15 protein-coding genes are annotated in these 16,595 nt (G+C 73.9%); 8 read left to right on the plus strand and 7 right to left on the minus strand.

Features of this window, described 5'->3' with window-relative positions; translation table 11 throughout:
• Nucleotides 1-56: 56 nt before the first annotated feature.
• Entirely contained in the window at nucleotides 57-794 is a 738-nt protein-coding gene (locus ACZ7H1_RS32235) for a helix-turn-helix transcriptional regulator (protein WP_470791441.1), read from the minus strand.
• A 25-nt stretch (nucleotides 795-819) separates the two neighbouring features.
• A complete protein-coding gene (locus ACZ7H1_RS32240) occupies nucleotides 820-1,908 on the minus strand; it encodes a ParB/RepB/Spo0J family partition protein (RefSeq protein WP_470791443.1) in 1,089 nt (362 codons plus the stop codon).
• Between the two features lie 325 nt (nucleotides 1,909-2,233).
• Between ACZ7H1_RS32240 and ACZ7H1_RS32245 the strand changes: the two genes are divergently transcribed.
• From ACZ7H1_RS32245 to ACZ7H1_RS32265, 5 genes are all read left to right on the plus strand, one after another.
• Nucleotides 2,234-2,764: a DUF5987 family protein gene (locus ACZ7H1_RS32245; protein WP_470791444.1), complete on the plus strand. Its 531-nt coding sequence runs from the start codon at nucleotides 2,234-2,236 to the stop codon at nucleotides 2,762-2,764.
• Nucleotides 2,761-4,416, plus strand: coding sequence for an FAD-dependent oxidoreductase (locus ACZ7H1_RS32250; protein ID WP_470791445.1), 1,656 nt, complete (start codon nucleotides 2,761-2,763; stop codon nucleotides 4,414-4,416). Before ACZ7H1_RS32245 ends, ACZ7H1_RS32250 begins: the two co-directional genes overlap by 4 nt.
• A 180-nt stretch (nucleotides 4,417-4,596) precedes the next feature.
• The gene (locus ACZ7H1_RS32255) at nucleotides 4,597-5,088 is read left to right on the plus strand and encodes an acyl-CoA thioesterase (protein WP_470791446.1); all 492 of its coding nucleotides are present in this window, start codon (nucleotides 4,597-4,599) and stop codon (nucleotides 5,086-5,088) included.
• Nucleotides 5,089-5,307: 219 nt separating this feature from the next.
• Nucleotides 5,308-6,108, plus strand: a complete 801-nt coding sequence (locus ACZ7H1_RS32260; RefSeq protein ID WP_470791447.1) for a TIGR03084 family metal-binding protein — start codon at nucleotides 5,308-5,310, stop codon at nucleotides 6,106-6,108.
• A 106-nt stretch (nucleotides 6,109-6,214) separates the two neighbouring features.
• Nucleotides 6,215-7,666: a prephenate dehydrogenase gene (locus tag ACZ7H1_RS32265; RefSeq protein WP_470791449.1), complete on the plus strand. Its 1,452-nt coding sequence runs from the start codon at nucleotides 6,215-6,217 to the stop codon at nucleotides 7,664-7,666.
• Nucleotides 7,667-7,673: 7 nt separating this feature from the next.
• Here ACZ7H1_RS32265 and ACZ7H1_RS32270 read toward each other — a convergent pair whose 3' ends face one another.
• From ACZ7H1_RS32270 to cmdF, 3 genes are all read right to left on the minus strand, one after another.
• Entirely contained in the window at nucleotides 7,674-8,708 is a 1,035-nt protein-coding gene (locus ACZ7H1_RS32270; RefSeq protein ID WP_470791450.1) for a carboxymuconolactone decarboxylase family protein, read from the minus strand.
• Nucleotides 8,709-8,772: 64 nt separating this feature from the next.
• The gene (locus ACZ7H1_RS32275) at nucleotides 8,773-9,177 is read right to left on the minus strand and encodes a hypothetical protein (RefSeq protein WP_470791451.1); all 405 of its coding nucleotides are present in this window, start codon (nucleotides 9,175-9,177) and stop codon (nucleotides 8,773-8,775) included.
• A gap of 123 nt (nucleotides 9,178-9,300) precedes the next feature.
• Complete coding sequence (cmdF, locus tag ACZ7H1_RS32280; protein ID WP_470791452.1) at nucleotides 9,301-10,833, minus strand: tyrosine 2,3-aminomutase; 1,533 nt, start codon at nucleotides 10,831-10,833, stop codon at nucleotides 9,301-9,303.
• 270 nt (nucleotides 10,834-11,103) lie between these two features.
• Here cmdF and ACZ7H1_RS32285 point away from each other — a divergent pair, with 270 nt between their 5' ends.
• From ACZ7H1_RS32285 to ACZ7H1_RS32295, 3 genes are read left to right on the plus strand one after another with little or no spacing between them, the layout of a single operon-like run.
• Nucleotides 11,104-12,621 (plus strand): MFS transporter, encoded by a 1,518-nt coding sequence (locus tag ACZ7H1_RS32285; protein ID WP_470791453.1) that lies wholly within the window; start codon nucleotides 11,104-11,106, stop codon nucleotides 12,619-12,621.
• Between the two features lie 21 nt (nucleotides 12,622-12,642).
• Complete coding sequence (locus ACZ7H1_RS32290) at nucleotides 12,643-13,047, plus strand: hypothetical protein (protein WP_470791455.1); 405 nt, start codon at nucleotides 12,643-12,645, stop codon at nucleotides 13,045-13,047.
• Nucleotides 13,034-13,795, plus strand: a complete 762-nt coding sequence (locus tag ACZ7H1_RS32295) for a 4'-phosphopantetheinyl transferase family protein (RefSeq protein ID WP_470791457.1) — start codon at nucleotides 13,034-13,036, stop codon at nucleotides 13,793-13,795. The genes ACZ7H1_RS32290 and ACZ7H1_RS32295 overlap by 14 nt, the downstream gene beginning before the upstream one ends.
• Nucleotides 13,796-13,920: 125 nt before the next feature.
• Here ACZ7H1_RS32295 and ACZ7H1_RS32300 read toward each other — a convergent pair whose 3' ends face one another.
• Both ACZ7H1_RS32300 and ACZ7H1_RS32305 read right to left on the minus strand, forming a co-directional pair.
• On the minus strand, nucleotides 13,921-14,979 hold the full coding sequence (locus ACZ7H1_RS32300; protein WP_470791459.1) for a proline dehydrogenase family protein: 1,059 nt from the start codon (nucleotides 14,977-14,979) through the stop codon (nucleotides 13,921-13,923).
• A gap of 304 nt (nucleotides 14,980-15,283) precedes the next feature.
• Complete coding sequence (locus tag ACZ7H1_RS32305; RefSeq protein WP_470791460.1) at nucleotides 15,284-16,588, minus strand: helix-turn-helix domain-containing protein; 1,305 nt, start codon at nucleotides 16,586-16,588, stop codon at nucleotides 15,284-15,286.
• Nucleotides 16,589-16,595: the final 7 nt, after the last annotated feature.

The following is a 16,595-nucleotide window of genomic DNA, read 5'->3' on the forward strand; positions in this document are numbered from 1 at the left end:
GAAGGGGCCGGACGCGGTGCACGCCGCGTCCGGCCCCTTCTGCATGCCCGGGGCGCCTACGGGAAGCGGGCCAGCAGCACCGGCGGGTCGAGCACGTCCAGCGGCCGCAGCGCGATCTCCGCGGGCCGGAGCAGCGCACCCGGCCGTACGGTGACCGGCCCGTGCTGCCCGACCGACAGGACCCCGGCGCCCTCCTCGGCCCCGTACGGGGTCGTGTGGACCAGGATGTGCCAGGTGCCCGAGGGCACGTCCCGCAGCTCGAAGGGGCCCGGCTCGTCCAGCACCGCCCAGCGCACCGGGCGGCCCTGGCGGACCCGGGTGGGGAACAGCCCCACGAAGACCGTGCCGGGCTCCTCGCCGGCCGGCAGGAACACCTTGCCGCGCAGGGACAGGCTGTGCGCGACCGCGCCGGCGGCCACGGGGCGCCCGGCGCCGCCGTGCTGGGGCATCTTGGGCAGGACCCCGCCGAATTCCCGGTAGGCGCTGGGCGAGACGCCCACACAGGCCTTGAAGCGGGAACTGAAGGTGCCGACGCTGCTGTATCCGACCTGGCTGCTGACATCGGCCACACTGAAATCGGTCAGAACCAGGAGCCGTTTCGCCTCCTGCATGCGTAATGCGGAGAGGAAGCGCCCGGGAGAAGTCCCGGTGACGTCGCGGAAGATCCTGGTGAAATGGAATTTGCTGAACATCGCCGTGCGCGCCATGTCGTCGATGGTCAGGTCCTGGCCGAGGTTGACGTGCATGTATCCGATGGCCCGGCGGACGGCGTGTTCGATGGTCGTCGTAGTCACCGTGTCTCCCTGTCGCTGCGGGGCGTCAACGCCGAGTTGGCTGAGTCGCGTGGAGTTCTGCGAGGTCCGGACCGGTGTGTCTGCGTACGGCCAGCTCCTCGGCAAAGCGCCGCCAGGCGTCCGAGCAGTGCCGGGCCAGGTCGGCGACGGCGTCGACGCTGTGCGGGGGGATCGCGTCCAGCCGCTTGCGCCACGCCTCGTCGACCATGAAGTGGGTGTGCAGCCAGCGGATGAACTCCCGCCCGGTGTCCGTGTGCCGCAGGGAGGGATCCCCGGCCAGCCGGCGCAGCGTGTCCATGGGCAGGCGGGAGCGCGGGGACAGCGGGGCCTGCGGGGCCCGCAGCGCGGGCTGGCCCGGCTGCGCCGGGCCCCGGTAGGCGGCCGGAGCCGCCCCGCCGCCGGAGGGCACCGGCGGACCCGCCGCCCGCTTCGCTGCCTGGCCGGCCGCATGTCTGCTCTGCGGCACCGGGTCCTCGCCGCGCAGCAGCCGCTGCCGTACGTCGTGCGCGGTGCCCAGCGACAGGCCGGTCTTCTCCACGACGGCGCGCAGCGGCAGCTCGGGGTCCTGGGCCAGCAGCTCGGCGGCGTGCATGCGTTCGGCGGTGCGGTCCAGCGGGTGGGCCCGGCCGTCCGCTCCCGTACGCATGTTCAGCGGCGGAGATCCCGCGGCTGAACACACCCGTACGCCGGCCACCGTCTTCGCGTCGAGCCCCACGAGGGCGGCCACGGCACGGTCCGAGAGGCTCGGGTGGGAGGCCAGGATGCGGGCCGCGGCCGTCTTGCGCTCGGCCACCGACAGCGGCAGCCCGTGCGCCAGGTTGGCCGCCACGGAACGCAGGAACAGCTGGTCCTCGGCCGCGTCCAGGTACTGGACCTCGATGGTGTCCAGCCCCTTGAGGGAGGCGGCGCGGATCCGGTGCATGCCGTCGACCACCCGCATCGTGGCCCGGTGGACCAGGACCGGCGGGAGGGTCGGGAAGACGGCGGCTAGACGGCGGACATGGGACTTGTCGATGTCTCCCAGCCGAGGGGAGTCGGCGGGGAGGAGGTCGGCGATCGGTACCCGGTGTGTGTCGTGCGCCGACGGGAGCGGGGCATCGTCAGCACTTTTCACGTTGCCCCCAAGCAAGAGACCCAAGGCGCACTTCCACAGGACGTCTGGGCCGTCGCGGAAGGAATGTCACGTGCAGGTGCGGAATGCATCCGGGACCCGAGCCTAGAGAGGGCTCCGACCAGGTCGGAAGTTCTGCCTCAAGGAAGCCCCGACTCTGGGGAGTCGTGTTCAGTCTCGCTGCGACTTTGGCTGGTTGCTTGAACTGCGGCCCCAGTTCTAGTTTTCTCTCACGCCGCAAGGCAACCACTCAGAACCGAAGAGAAAGGGGAATGAGATGCGAGTAGAAAACGCACGAGTGGCGCCTGACGGCGATGGCGGCCGGACGATGACGCTGGAGGCTTACGCCGACACGATCATCCCGGGGCAGAAGCGCTGGGCCGAAGACCGTGCGATCGCCGGTGTCTCCACCGGCGGGGGCGCGGTCGAGGCCGGGGCGCTGGAACTCCTGCGCTGGGACGCGACCGGTATCCACGACGGTCTGGACGACCTGGCCGACCTGGTCAACGAGCACACCCGCGGCTACGCCACGGAGCTGGGGCTCACCCTCGACGAGGAGGTACCGCCTTTCGTCGCTCTCGATTACCGGCACCGCGTCGCGCTGATCCAGCGACTGACGACTCCCGGCCACCCGGAGAAGGACTTCTGGGTGATGCTCTCCCTCTTCTGCAACATGGCCTTCGACTCTGCGGCTCACCTGCACACCGCAGAGGCACTCGCGGACGGTCACCCCGGACTCGCGGCCATGGGGATCTCCCAGCCCGACGCGGACGGACTGTGGCGCTTCAAGGAATTCGGCTACGGCAAGCAGTTCGCCCGTCTCCACCCGGACACCACGCCCCAGGGGAGCCCAGCATGAGCAACAGCATCGAGCGTACGGACGTCCTGGTCATCGGCAGTGGGTTCGGCGGCGCGATCGCCGCGTACCACCTGGCGGCCGGCGGGGCGAAGGTCACCGTGCTGGAGCGCGGCCCCTGGCTGGAGAGCAGCGAGTTCGAGCACGACTACAAGCTCGGCTCCTCCTACACGCGGGCCTTCGACTTCACCGTCGGCGACGGGATGAGCATCCTCGGCGGCAACTGCGTCGGCGGCGGCAGCGTGGTCTACTTCGCGGCCATGCCCCGGGCCCCGCGGTTCGTCTTCGACCGGCACGGTTCGATCGGCCGCAGGATGTGGCCGGAATCGGTCAGTCGTACCACCCTCGATCCCTGGTACGACCGGGTAGAGGAGTCACTGTCGGTCACCAAACAGGAGTGGAGTGACGTCAGCTACGCCGGCGGTCTGTGGGCCGCCGCCTGCAACCACGCCGGACGGACGGCGAACCCCCTCGCCGTCGCCATCGACAACTCCAAATGTGTCAACTGCAACTGGATGATGGCCGGCTGCCGGTTCGAGGCCAAGCAGTCCCTGCTGGTCAACTACCTGCCGGCCGCGCTCGCCCACGGCGCCGAGATACGCCCCCTGCACGAGGTGCAGTACATCGCCCGCACCTCGGACGGTGACTACCGGGTCCACTACGACCTGGTGCACGAGGAGGACTACCGGATCCACGTCGGCACCGGCGAGATCGAGGCGAAGATCATCGTCATCGCCGCCGGAGCGGGTGCGACCCCGGTCATCCTGCAGCGCAGCGAGGCGCACCTGGGCACCATGCCGCACGCCGTCGGCCGGTACTTCTCCGGGAACGGCGAGCGGCTCAACACCGCCATCATCAACGAGGACAAGGCTGCCGAACTGCTCGGTCTGGACCGCGGCGACGGACTTGCGTACGCCGCCAACCAGATCGGCAAGGGGCCTACGGTGGCCAGCTGGGACCGTCTGGACGGATCCCTTCCCGAGTACTCCCGCTACTCGCTGGAGCAGCTCTACTTCCCGCCGGGTCTGGGCACCATCCTCGCCCAGGTCCCCGACGCGACCGGGCCGACCTGGTTCGGAGCGGAGAAGAAGGAGATCCTCAAGCGCTGGACGTCCTGGCTGACCATCTTCACGATGATCGAGGACGACAACGAGGGGGTCTTCGGCCCCCCGCCCGCCACCGGCAACGCCCACCGGATATCCCAGCAGATGCTGGGCCGGGGAAACCTCAGGTACGACCCGACCAAGAACACCCTGGGCGCCTGGGCCCAATCCGACGCCGAAGTCAAGGAAATCCTGGAGAAGGACGGCCTCGCCAAGGTGATGCCGTGGACGAACGACCTGGTGGGTGCCTACACCGTGCACCCGCTCTCGTCCTGCCGAATGGGAGACGACCCGCAGACCTCCGCCCTCGACGACCGCAACGAACTGCGCGGACACCCCGGAATCTTCGTCACGGACGGCTCGGCCGTCCCCGGAGCACTGACCGTCAACCCCGCAAACACGATCGCCGCGCTCGCCGAGCGCGCCATCCCGGGCATCGTGCAAGCCGCCCAGAGCAAGGGGATCTCCGTCACCTACGGGGCACCGGCCCCGGACGGTTCGAGGAGCGGCCGCAAGAACGTGCTGCCGCTGCTGCCTACCCTGACCCGCTGATCTGCGGAAACGCCGCACTCGACCGTACGACCGCCGGATCCCGGCCCGAGGACACCGCGCCGTCCGACAGCGAGCAGGGCTCGCTTCGGGCGGACGTGTCCGCCGGGTGAGTTGTTTCAAGCAACTCGCCTGAACATCCCACCCAGAGACGATCCGAACCCCGACCGAAGGGCATCCACCATGACGCTGACCACCGCCACCGCCGCTGCCACCGCCGTCGACTACTTCGAGTACCGCCACACCGTCGGCTTCGAGGAGACCAACCTCGTCGGCAACGTCTACTACGTGAACTACCTCCGCTGGCAGGGCCGGTGCCGCGAGCTCTTCCTGAAGCAGAAGGCGCCGGCGGTGCTCGCCGACGTGCAGGACGACCTCAAGCTCTTCACGCTCAAGGTGGACTGCGAGTTCTTCGCCGAGATCACGGCCTTCGACGAGCTGTCGATCCGGATGCGGCTCAGCGAGCTGGGCCAGACCCAGCTGGAATTCACCTTCGACTACGTCAAGCTCTCCGAGGACGGCACCGAGACCCTGATCGCCCGCGGCAAGCAGCGGATCGCCTGCATGCGCGGCCCCAACACCGCGACCGTGCCCTCCCTGATCCCGGACGCGCTCGCCCAGGCCCTGGAGCCGTACTCCGCACAGGTGCGCTCCCTCGTCGGCCGCGCCGCGTGAGCTCCACCCCGTACGTCCTGCGCCGCCGCTTTTCCAAGGCCAGTGAGTTGCATCAAGCAACCCGGCCCGCCGGCCGGAGCCCACCAGGCGGCCGGATCCCGTGAGACAACCGAAGCCCCGCCGCACGACCCTTCCGCACGACCGCCGTACGACCAGTCAGTTTCATCAAACAACTCGCATCCGGCAGGAGCCGGGGCACAGCAGAAGGAGAACCGGAAAATGAGCCTCAACGACGTCCTCAAGGCCCTGTCCGCCGACATCGACGAGGTCGCCGCCCTGGTCGCAGACCTCGACGACGAAGCCTGGTACACGGAAACGCCGGCCACGGGCTGGAACATCGCCGACCAGATCGCCCACCTGACCTTCATCTTCACCCTGGCCAAGACGGCGGCCGCCGCCCCCGAGCAGTTCAAGGCCATCACGGCCTCCGCAGCCGACGACTTCGACGGCGCGGTCCACGCCGCCCTGAAGCAGTTCAACGGCTTCCCGCCCAAGGAGCTGCTGGCCCGGTTCCGTGCCGAGGGCGAGGCCTCGGTCGAGGCACTGGCCGCGGTGCCGGAAGGCTCGGTCGTGCCGTGGCTGGTCAATCCACTGCCGCCGGTGGTGCTGGCCTGCGCCGGGATCATGGAGCTCTTCGGCCACGGCCAGGACATCGCCGACGCCCTGAAGGTGCGCCGACAGCCCACCGACCGCCTGATCCACCTGGTCAACTTCGCCTTCCTGACCCAGTCCTTCGGCTACGAGTCGCACGGCATCACCCCGCCGGAGCAGCCCTTCCGCTTCGAGCTGACCGGCCCCAGCGGCGAGCGGTGGAACATCGGCGCGGAGGACGCCCGGCAGGTCATCACCGGCCCCGCCCACGACTTCTGCCTGCTGGTCACCCGCCGCCGGCACCGGTCCGACCTCGGCCTGAGCGCCACCGGAGAACTGGCCGACCAGTGGCTTGACATCGCCCAGGCCTACCGCGGACCGGCCGGCGAGGGCCGCCGTCCCGGCCAGTTCGAGGACACCCAGTGGTGAACACCCCCGCCGCCCGCCCGGGCAGCCGGAGCCCGGGCACCCGAGCCCCGGCGACCCGGGCCCACAGTCCCCGCACCCGAGCCAGAAGCCCACCAAGGAGCCCGCATTGACCGGCAACGACCCCCGCACCGCCGACGCGCTCGACGAGAGGACGGACCGCACCCGCGGCCTGAGCCACGTCACCGTCATCGGCTGCGGACTGATCGGCACCTCGATCGCACTCGCCCTCACCGGGGCAGGGGTCACCGTCACCCTGGAGGACCGCTCCCGTCAGGCGCTGGAGACGGCGCTGCGGATGGGAGCCGGCTGGGAACTGACCCCCGACATGCCGCCCGCCGACCTCGTGGTCGTCGCCACCCCGCCCTCGGTGGTGGTGGACACCCTGTACGAGGCACAGGCGCGCGGGCTGGGCCACGCCTACACGGACGTGGCCAGCGCGAAGGAACACATCTGGACGGAGGCCGAGCTGCGCGGCAGCGACCTGCTCGGCTACGTCCCCGGGCACCCGATGGCGGGCCGCGAGCTCACCGGCCCCGCCGCCGCCCAGGCGGGCCTCTTCGAAGGACGCCCCTGGATCCTGTGCCCGTACCCGACGGTGGAGCCGCGGGCCCTGGAGGCGGTGGACGCGCTGGTCGCCCTCTGCGGCGCAGTGCGCAGGGACATGACCCCCGCCGCCCACGACCGGGCGGTGGCCGCCCTCTCCCACGCCCCGCAGCTGGTGTCCTCGGCCCTGGCCGCGCAGCTGACCGGGCTGGACCGGGAGGTGCTGGAGCTGGCCGGGACCGGGGTACGGGACACCACCCGGATCGCCGGCAGCGACCCCCGGCTGTGGGGCGACATCCTCGGGCAGAACGCGGCCGCCGTCGCCGACGAGGTGGAGCGCATCGCGGACGAACTGGCCTCGACGGCCCGGGCCCTGCGCGAGCGGGGCACGGCGGGCTCGGAGACGGTGGACGACCTGCTGGGCCGCGGGAACGAGGGCCGCACCGCCCTGGTCGCGGCGGCCCCGGCGGCCCCGGCGAAGGCCGCGGCCCCGGCGAAGGCCGCGGAGGGCGTGGACGGCGGACCGGGCACGCAGGCGGGCCGGCCGGCGGCGGCGGGGGGGGGGGGGGGGGGGGGGGGGGGGGGGGGGGGGGGGGGGGGGGGGGGGGGGGGGGGCGGGGAGAGGGGGGGGGGGGGGGGGGGGGGGGGGTTGGGTTGCGGAGGGCGGCAGGTAACACAGCACGCGGGGGAGCTGATGTGGGGCGGGGCCCCCCCCCCCCCCGCCGCCCCCCCCCCCCCCCCCGCGACCGGCCCGGTGCTCCCCGCCCCGGACGGCGCCGGGAGCCCGGCGGGGGCCCTCTGCGCTCCCGCGGAGCCGGTACGGGCAGCGGTGCCCGGGGGCGGGCCCGCGGAACGGACAGGGGCGGCCGGGACGGCCCGGACCGTCCGGACCGGAGCGGCCGGGCCCGTCCGCCGCGGCGGCCCGGTCCGGCCCCGGGCGGCGCGGCGGGCCGCCGCCCCGCGGGCCGCGGCCCCAGCCCGGACCGCCCGCAGCTGTGCCGGCCGGGACCGCTGACCCCTTCTCAGCGGGTGGCGGGGGCGGCGGACAGCCGGGAGCCCACGCAGAGGGCGGCGGACAGGGCCGACCAGGAGGTCAGTTCGATGACGGCCCGGTCGGTGGGGAAGCGGGCGCGGAACGCCTCGAAGTCCTCGTCCGTGGCCTGGTACGGGGCGAAGGCGGTCAGGAGGGCCAGCCGGGCGGCGGGCAGGTCCCCGGCGGGCAGCCCGCCGAGGGCCTCGGCGAGCCAGGCGCGGCTGGGGCCCACCGGGCCGCCGTCCCACTCGGCGAGCTGCTCCCGCAGCCGTTCCCGTACCGGTGCGGGCACCCACCGGGCGGCGTTCTCCACCGCGGCCACCGCCCGGCCCAGCGCGTCGGCCACCACCGGGTTCGGGCGGGCCCAGGACAGTTCGGCGGGCAGCGGGGCCTCCGGCAACAGCTCCAGGGAGGTGCCCGCGGCCAGCGGCCTGCCGGAGACCGGGCGCATCGACTTCGCCACGGTCCGCATGATCGGGCCGCGCACGAACCCGGGCGCCTGATCCGGCACCGGTGACTCGTCCAGGTAGAGGCCGACCATCCGGTTGATGTAGTGGAAGGTCACCGCGACCCCGGCCAGCTCCGGCACCTGCCCGGCCGGGAACGGCGGTTCGGCCGGAGCCCCCCGGCCCGGCTGCCGTCCCGTGGAGCCCGCCCACACCGCGAGGGCACCGCCCGGGGACGCGGCCTGCCCGGCGGACAGGGAGTCCAGGGTGGCCTGGTGCACCAGGACGCAGTACGGGCAGGCGTTGGCCCGGGAGACCTCGGTGGCCACGATCTCCTTGGCGGCCCGGCCCACCGCCCCCTCCACGAGCAGGGTCTCCCGCAGCATCATCCAGCCCGCGGCGAGCACCGGCGGGGCGGGGGAGTGCAGGGCCAGCGGCGGGGCCAGCACCCCGAAGTCCCGCTGGGCCTGGTCGTACACCTCGGCCACCAGGCCCCGGGCCCGGCCCGGATCGGTGGCCCGCACATGGTGGATCTGCTTGAGCGAGCCCCTCAGGACCGCTCGGACGACGGGCCTCACGTCACGTACCTCCGGTCGGATCGGTCACACAGTCGGATCGTCGGGTGGGCGGGATCCCGTGCACTCAGCTCGCGTCCTGCAGGAGGGCGGGCTCCAGGGGCCGGGTCGCGCGGCGCATGATCTCGCCGACCAGGCGCAGGCTCGGCACGGCGGACAGCTCGGCCGTCGCGGCCGCGGGCAGCGGCTCCTGCGCCTCGCGCCGGGACTCGGCCAGCGCCACGGCCTTGCGCGCCCGGTCCCAGTCGCCGGCGAGGACGGCGGGCAGCGGCGCCGCCGGCTCGGGCTCCGGCTCCGGTCCCACCGGGAACGGTCCGAACACCCCCTGCTCCACGAACATGCGGATCAGAGCCGTCGCCGCGCCCTGTGCCGCGGAGGCGGTGTAGGCCGGGGCCGCCGAAGCGGCCGCCGCGAGTACTGCCGAAGCCGGGTCGTGCACGGCCTCCGGGGCCGCCGGGCGGGTGTCGCTCATGCTGTGCCTCCCTGGTGCTCCCTCAGATGCGGACCGTGCGGTCGTGCGGTCATGCCGTCGTGTGGCCGTGTGGCCGTGTGGTCGTATGGCTGGGTTCTGCGGGCCGCGGGCCGCGGGCCGGGCTCAGCGCAGGGCGGCTCCCCCGTACCGGCCCACCGCCCGGAGCAGTTCGCCCCGGGACAGCGCCGTGGTGATCAGCTCGATGTCCTCGGACATGGCCCGGTCCACGCCCAGCGCGGGCACCAGCGAGCGCACCGCGTCGTACGCGGCCTGCGAGGCCGGGCCCAGCGTGTCGAACCGCCGGGAGAGGTCCACGGCCTGCGCCGCCGCGAGCAGCACCACCGCGAGGATGCGGTTGTTGTTCTCCAGCACCCGCCGGGTGCCCCGGACCGCCAGCAGCCCGAGCCCCGACACGTCCTCCGCGTCCCCCGCGGCCGGGACGCTCTGCACGCTCGCGGAGCCGACCGTACGGTTCTCCGCGACCAGCGCGGCCACCGGATGACGGACCCCGGCGAACCCGTGGTTCAGCGCCGGATCGCCCGCCGCCAGGAACGGCGGCAGCCCGCCGTCCGGCCCCGGGTCCAGCAGCCGGTGCACCTGCCGCTCGGCCAGCACCCCCAGCTGCACCAGCGAGATGGTGGCGAAGTCCAGGGCGAACGCGACCGCCTGGCCCTGCCCGTTCGCCCCGTGGAACACCAGCTGCTCCTCGAAGTACAAAGGGTCGCCGCCGGCCGAGTTCAACTCCGTCTCCAGGGTCCCCACCGCCTGGTACAGGGAGTGCCGCACGGCCCCCAGCACCTGCGGCACGGCCCGCAGCGCGTACGTCCGCTGGGCCGCCGGAGCCGGGTCCGCCAGCGGATCGCGCACCGCCGTGCCCAGTACCGCCGCGGCCGCCGCACCGCCGCGCAGCAGCGAGCGCAGGTTGGCCGCCGTGTCGATCTGCCCCAGGTGCGGGCGGGCCAGGTCGTGGCCCGCGGCGAGGAAGGGCCCGGCGGTCCCGCCCAGCGCCTCGGTGGCCAGCGCCGCCGCGATCTCCGCGTGCCGTACCTGGTCCAGGGCCCGCGCGACCACCAGGCAGCCCAGGCCGGTGGCCCCGGCGGTCCCGCCGATCAGCGCCTGCCCCTCACGGATGCCCAGCCGCAGCGGCTCCATCCCGAGGTCCTGCAGCACCTTCGCGGCCGCCACCCGCTTTCCGTCCCGCAGCACCAGCCCCTCGCCGAGCAGCGTCGCCGCCAGGTGGGCCAGCGGGACGGTGTCCCCGCCGCCGCCCAGCGAGCCGATCTCCGGCAGGGCCGGGGTCACCCCGTGGTTCAGATAGCGGGCCAGCTGCGCCAGGATCTCCGGACGGACCCCCGAGTACCCCTTGGCCAGGGAGTTCAGCCGGGCCGTCATGATCGCGCGTGCCTCGTCCTCGCCGAACAGCGGGCCGAGGCCCGTGTTGTGGCTGCGTACCAGGTTCGTCTGCCGCTCGGCCTCCGCGGCCGACTCCTCGCCGGCCAGCCCCCGCAGGATCTGCCGGCTCTTGCGGGCCCGGGCGACCACGCTGTCGGTGAGGGTCACCCGTACACCCTCCTCGGCGACGGCCCGCACCGCCTCGAGGGTCAGGTTCTCCCCGTCCACGACGACGGAAGCGACTCCGGTCTCGAACACTGACACGTCCCACTCCCTGCCTCTTACCGCGGCTCCCGCCGTACGGCACGGGAGCGCCCGGCTCCGGGACCCCCGGAGCAGCATCATCCGAGCCCGGCCCGCCGTGGCGCGTCTCCTCACGTGCGCAGATCGGCCCCGGCGGGCCAGGCCGACCTGCCTGAGTGCGCGCGGCAGGGCAGGGACGCCGGAGACTTGGCCAAGTCCGGCTGCCGGTGCCCGCGGTTTCTCCCTTGGATGGGGAGCGGGAAGTCCGAACTCCGAGAGGATTCGCCGGACATGGCCGGGGAGCGTGTCGACAGCAGGGACCGGAAGCCGGCCGTGCCGGCGCCGACCGCCTCCCCGCGGGTGCCTGCCGTCGACGCCCTCCCCCCGCACCCGGACCCGCCCGGTGGCCAACGCCCCTGGCAGGGCCTGTGGCTGCTGCTCCTCGGCCCGTTCCTCTCCCTCTTCGACGCCTTCTGCGTGAACCTCGCCGCCGCGTCCATCGACCGCGACCTGGGCCTGTCGGCCTTCGAGTTCCAGGCGGTAGCGGGCGGCTACGGCCTGGTCTACGGCCTCGGACTGATCACCGGCGGCCGGATCGGCGACCTCGTCGGGCTGCGCCGCGCCTACCGGGCCGGGCTGCTGCTGTTCGGCCTCACCTCCCTCGCCTGCGGACTGGCCTGGTCCCCCGCCGCGCTGATCGCCGCCCGGCTCGCCCAGGGCGGGGCCGCCGCCCTGATGCTGCCGCAGGTACTCGCCCTGATCCGGGTCCGCTTCCCGGACCGCGCACGGCCCAAGGCCCTGGCCTTCTACGGGCTCGCGATGAGCCTCGGCATGGTCGCCGGGCAGCTGCTGGGCGGCGCCGTCCCCGCCTGGAACCCGTACGGGCTCGGCTGGCGGCCCGTGTTCCTCCTCGTGGTCCCGCTGTGCCTGGCCGCCTTCGTCCTCACCGGCCGGTCCCTGCCCGCCGACCGCCCCCGGGACGGCTCCCGGCACCTCGACGGCGCGGGTGTGGCCCTCAGCGCCCTCGGCTTCACGCTCCTGCTCCTGCCCCTGGCCGCCGTACGGGACCTGCCGGGGACGGCCGGCGCCGCCCTGTTCGCCGCCGGGGCCGTGGTCACCGCCGTATTCGCCCGCCGGCAGGTGCTGCGGGACCGGGCCGGGCGGACCGCGCTGCTGCCCGTCCGGCTGTTCCGGGTCCGTCCCTTCGTCCTCGGGGTCCTCCTCAACTTCGCCCTGTACGTCGCCACCGTCCCCTTCTTCGTCCTGCTGGGCCTCTACCTCCAGGAGGAGGCGGGGCTGGGACCGGCCGCCGCCGGGGCCGCCTTCACCCCGGTGGCCGTCGGCATCGCCGCGGGTGCCCGGCTCGGGTTCGGGCTGCGGGCCCGCTTCGGACCGGGCACGCTGGTGGCGGCCGGACTGGCCACGGTCGCGGGCCTGGCCGGCTCGCTGGCGACCGTGGCGGCGGCCGGCGACGGGGACCACGGCCAGCTGGAACTGACCCTGCTGCTCGTCTGCCTGGCGGTGTTCGGCTTCGGCAACGGCACCAGCGTCCCGCTGGTCGCGGGCATCGTCCTGGAACGCGTACCGGCCGAGGACGCCGGCGCCGGGTCCGGGGTGTTCACCGCGGCCCAGCAGCTGGGGGCGGCCGCCGGAGTGGCCGCCGGCGGCGTGTTCCTCTACCCGGCCGCCGACGGGGACCGGATGACGTACGTCCCCGCGCTGTGGGTGGCGGTCGCCGCCGCCCTTGTCACCCTCGGGTGCGCCGGACTGCTGGTGTCCGCCGGCTCCGGCCCCCGGTCCGCTGTGTGAGGAGTCACCACCATGCCCACCGTGCCCAACAGTTCAGCGTGGCAGCCACGCGTCCAGCCGCCCGGTGTCGTGCGCCTGGGCGCGGACCTGGAGGCGCTCGTACGGGACGCGGAACGCGGAGCCTGGAACGCGACCCCGCTGGAGCGGCGCATCGCCGAACTGCTCGCCGTGGCCGCGGTCGGCGGCGGACTCCCCACCGTGCAGCAGGTGCGCGCCGCCCTGTGGGAGGGCGCCATGACCCTCGTGCAGGAGAACGGAGGCCGGTTCGCGGCCCTGCTCGCGAGCCTGGTCACGGTCCTCGAGGAAATGGCGGTGGCCGCGGACGGCGACGAATACCTCGCCGGGTACCAGGCCGCCCGCGACGCGTGTGCCTTCGTCACGCGGACGTCCGACGGCACGACGGCCGAAGACCATGGCGCCCGCTGACCTGGCCCCGCCGGTCACGGCAGCCCCGCAGCTGCCCCGGGTCCCGCGCCCGCTGACGCTGCACCGGCCGCCGGGGCCCCAGCGGCTGACCGCGGACGCCGCGCAGGTGTGGCAGGCGGACGCGGTACGGGAGGCCGGGCCGGTGGAGGAACTCGCCCGCCGGATCCTGGACGAGCCCGAACGCGCCCGCGCGCGGCTGCTGCGCCGGGCCGCCGACCGCCGCTGCTACCTGACGGCCCACGTGGCCCTGCGGGTCCTTCTCGGCGCGTACACGGACACCCTGCCCGAGCGGGTCCGGTTCCGCCGCGAGACCTGCCCGGTCTGCGGGGAGCCGCACGGCCGCCCCGCCCCCGCGGATCCGGCGCAGCCGGTGCACTTCTCGCTCTCGCACAGCGGGAACCTCACGCTGCTGGCGTTCGCGTCCGCGCCGGTGGGCGTGGACGTGCAGAGCCTGGGCTCGGTGGAGGCGGCGGAGGAGATGCGGGGGGTCCTGCACCCGCTGGAGGAGGCCGAACTGGCCGCCTGCACCCCGCAGGCGCGGCCCGCGTCCTTCGCCCGTTCGTGGGTCCGCAAGGAGGCGTACCTCAAGGGGCTGGGCACGGGTCTGGCCCGGGATCCGTCCCTGGACTACCTGGGAACCACCGCCGGGCGGGTCACCAGCCCGCCCGGCTGGACCGTCGCGGACCTGGCCGTCAGCCCGGCGTACGCGGCGGCGGTGGCCTTGCGCACGCCGGCCTTGGCGGCCTGAATCCCGGGGGCCGGCGGGCCGACCGGCCTGTCGGCCCCGGCTGCTGTCGGCCCCGGCTGCTGTCGGCCCCGGCTGCTGTCGGGGCCGGTATGCGGAGGGCTCCGGCCGGTACGCGGAGGTCTCGGTCAGTACGCGGAGGCCGCGGCCGGGGTATGGCCGTTCGCGATGTCGGCCAGGGCGTTGAGGACCATCGGCGGGTGTTCCGTCAGGCGCTGGAGCAGGTGGAGCCACCAGTTGGTGCCGTACGTCGCGTAGATCCGGCACTGGTGACCCGTGTCCCGGTGGTGGCGCAGCAGCTCGGGCTGGACCCCGTACAGCATCTCGATCTCGCCGACGCGGGCGAGCAGGCCGGTCTCCTCGGCGGCGGCGAGAACGGCGGGGTCCTGGGTGGCCAGGCTGAGGCAGGCGCCGCGGTCCACGAGCATCCGGGCCAGGTGCAGGAAGCGGTCGTCGAGTGCGGGGCCGCGGCCGAGGGCGATGTGCGGGGCCTCCGGGAAGGCGCCCTTGACCAGGCGGACCCGCCGGCCGGGGCGGGCGACGGCGGCCACGTCGTCCTCGGTGCGGTGGAGCTGGGCCTGCAGGGTCACGCCGAGGTTGAGGTGGCGGCCGGCCAGCTCGTCGTGGACGGCGAGGACCGTGTCCACGGCGGGGGAGCGCTCCATGCTGAGCACCACCTCGGCGCCGCGTGCGGCCGCCGCGGCGGCGATGCGGCCGGTGTTCTCGACGGCGAGGCCGCGGGAGACGGCCAGCCCGACCTGGGACAGGTCGAACCCGAGCCGGTCCGGTGCGGACTCGTGGTCGAGCAGGGCGAGGTACTCGCCGACGGTCCGCTCGATGCGGGCGGTGTCGTCCACGTCCTGGTCGGCGGCGGTGAACTCGGCCGTCACCCGGTACCCCTTGGCCCTCAGGGAGTCGATCTCGGCGAGGAACCCGGCCCGGTCCGGGGCGAGGACGTAGCGGCGGGCGGCGGGGGCGAGGAGGTCCTGGAGCACGGAGCCGGGCGCTGCGAAAGCGGCCCGGCAGCGGACGTCCGTGGCGAGCTTGCGCAGGCCTTCGGCGGCCGCTTCGAGCAGGGCGCGCTGGGAGGTGTGCGTGCCGGCCGTGGCAGTCGGGATTCCGGTGGCGCGAGCCCTGTTGGCAACAATCTTTGGCCAAAGGTTGCCAACCGTATATTCCCTGTTCACGTCCGTACCTGTCATGCTCATCCACCCCCTGTGCGGAGACAGCTGCTGATCTGGATGCGCGGAGTTGCCAATTCTAGGCAACATATTGCCATATCGGCGAAGGCATGGCAATGCGTAAGGCCGCGGGGCGGCGCGGGGGAGGGGCCGGGCAGGGGCGGGCGCGGGGGAGGGGTCCCGGGGGCGGCGGGAGGCCGCTGCGGGCCGGATGCGAGCGAGGGCGGACCGTACCCGGTGGGGTGCGGCCCGCCCTCGCCGTCAGGCAGGTGTGGCAGGCGGTGCGCGGCGCGTGTGCCGGCGGGGCCGGTCAGGCGGGCGGGCCGCCGTGGCCGCCGTCGGAGGGGCCGGTGCCCGTACCGGCGCCCGCCTCCGCGGAGGCGCCGGCGGCCTCGCCCTGGGCCCGGGCACGGGCCTGCATCAGGCATTCCGCGGCCAGCCGCCAGATCTCCGCGGCCAGGTCGATGTTGGAGTTCTCCTGTGCCTTGACGGCGAGCCGCTGGAGCCCGGCCAGGCCCTCGTCCTCGTCACCGTCGAGGATGCGCAGCTGGTTCGCCAGCGCCTCCAGCCGGATCTGGTACTGGTACGGGAGCCGCAGCTCGGAGCGGCTGAGCCGGTCCAGCAGGGCGCGGGTGTCCGGGTAGCGGCCCTCGTGGAAGGCGATCCGGGCGCGCAGTACCGTCAGGGCCTGTTCCAGCGGGGGCGTACCGGCGAACGGCAGCCCCGCCTCCGCCGCCTCGATGCAGCGCTGGGCGGCGTCCGCGTCCGGCGGGAACTTCTGCAGCTGGAGCTCGGCCATGGCCACCCGCAGCCGCAGCCACAGGGAGAGGTTCTCCCGGCTGTCGAAGCGCTCCAGCGCCTGCTCGAACAGGACTTCCGCGGAGGCCACTTCGCCCTGGCGCACCCGCAGGGCGCCCGCGGTCCAGATGGCCTCCGCCCACATGGCGTCGCTGCGGCCCTCGACCAGCTCGGTCAGCTCGTCCGCGTGCCGGCGGGCGTCCGGCATCCGGCCGGCCTCGGCTTCCACGGAGACCAGGACGAGCAGGGAGCCCGCCAGGTCCTGGACGGAGAGCTGGTGGTCACGGCCGAGCTGGAGAGCGGTGAGGGCGGCGTCGACGGCAGGGAGGATCTCGCCGGAGTCGCGCAGGGAGCGGGCGTACTGGGTCAGCGCGCGCGCCCGCAGCTGGGCGAGCCCGATCTCCTCGCTGGCCTGGACCAGTTCCTCGAGGTACGCGTGCTCGGCGACGCGCTCGCCGTTCCTGCGCTTCCACTGGGCCAGCCGCCACAGGGCCTGCCAGCGCAGCATCGGGTCCTGGCCGTGCGCGGATTCCAGGGCCTCGGCGAGGAGCAGGTTGTTCTCGTCCGAGTCCATGGAGGTGGACAGGGAGAGGCTCTGCGCGAGCGAGGCGGCCTGGGACTCCTCGAAGTCGGCCGGGCTGATGCCGAGTTGCGTGGCCAGGTGGGCGACGGCGCGCTCGGTGGGCTGTCGTGCGCCCGATTCCAGGCGCGAAAGGTAGCCGGTCGACATTCCGTCGCCGGCGAGGGCGGCCTGCGATAGGCCCCGCTCGGTCCTCAGCTGCTTCAGCCGACGACCGAAAGATGGCTGCTCCAGCACGTGTATG

The sequence above is a fragment of the Streptomyces sp. NPDC037401 genome (assembly GCF_055602345.1).

Coding starts and splice junctions, on each gene's coding strand:
- ACZ7H1_RS32275 (WP_470791451.1), bottom strand. CDS start 9,177: ATGAGCGACACCCGCCCGGCGGCCCCGGAGGCCGTGCACGACCCGGCT.
- ACZ7H1_RS32295 (WP_470791457.1), top strand. CDS start 13,034: ATGGCGCCCGCTGACCTGGCCCCGCCGGTCACGGCAGCCCCGCAGCTG.
- ACZ7H1_RS32250 (WP_470791445.1), top strand. CDS start 2,761: ATGAGCAACAGCATCGAGCGTACGGACGTCCTGGTCATCGGCAGTGGG.
- ACZ7H1_RS32285 (WP_470791453.1), top strand. CDS start 11,104: ATGGCCGGGGAGCGTGTCGACAGCAGGGACCGGAAGCCGGCCGTGCCG.
- ACZ7H1_RS32245 (WP_470791444.1), top strand. CDS start 2,234: ATGACGCTGGAGGCTTACGCCGACACGATCATCCCGGGGCAGAAGCGC.
- ACZ7H1_RS32255 (WP_470791446.1), top strand. CDS start 4,597: ATGACGCTGACCACCGCCACCGCCGCTGCCACCGCCGTCGACTACTTC.
- ACZ7H1_RS32260 (WP_470791447.1), top strand. CDS start 5,308: ATGAGCCTCAACGACGTCCTCAAGGCCCTGTCCGCCGACATCGACGAG.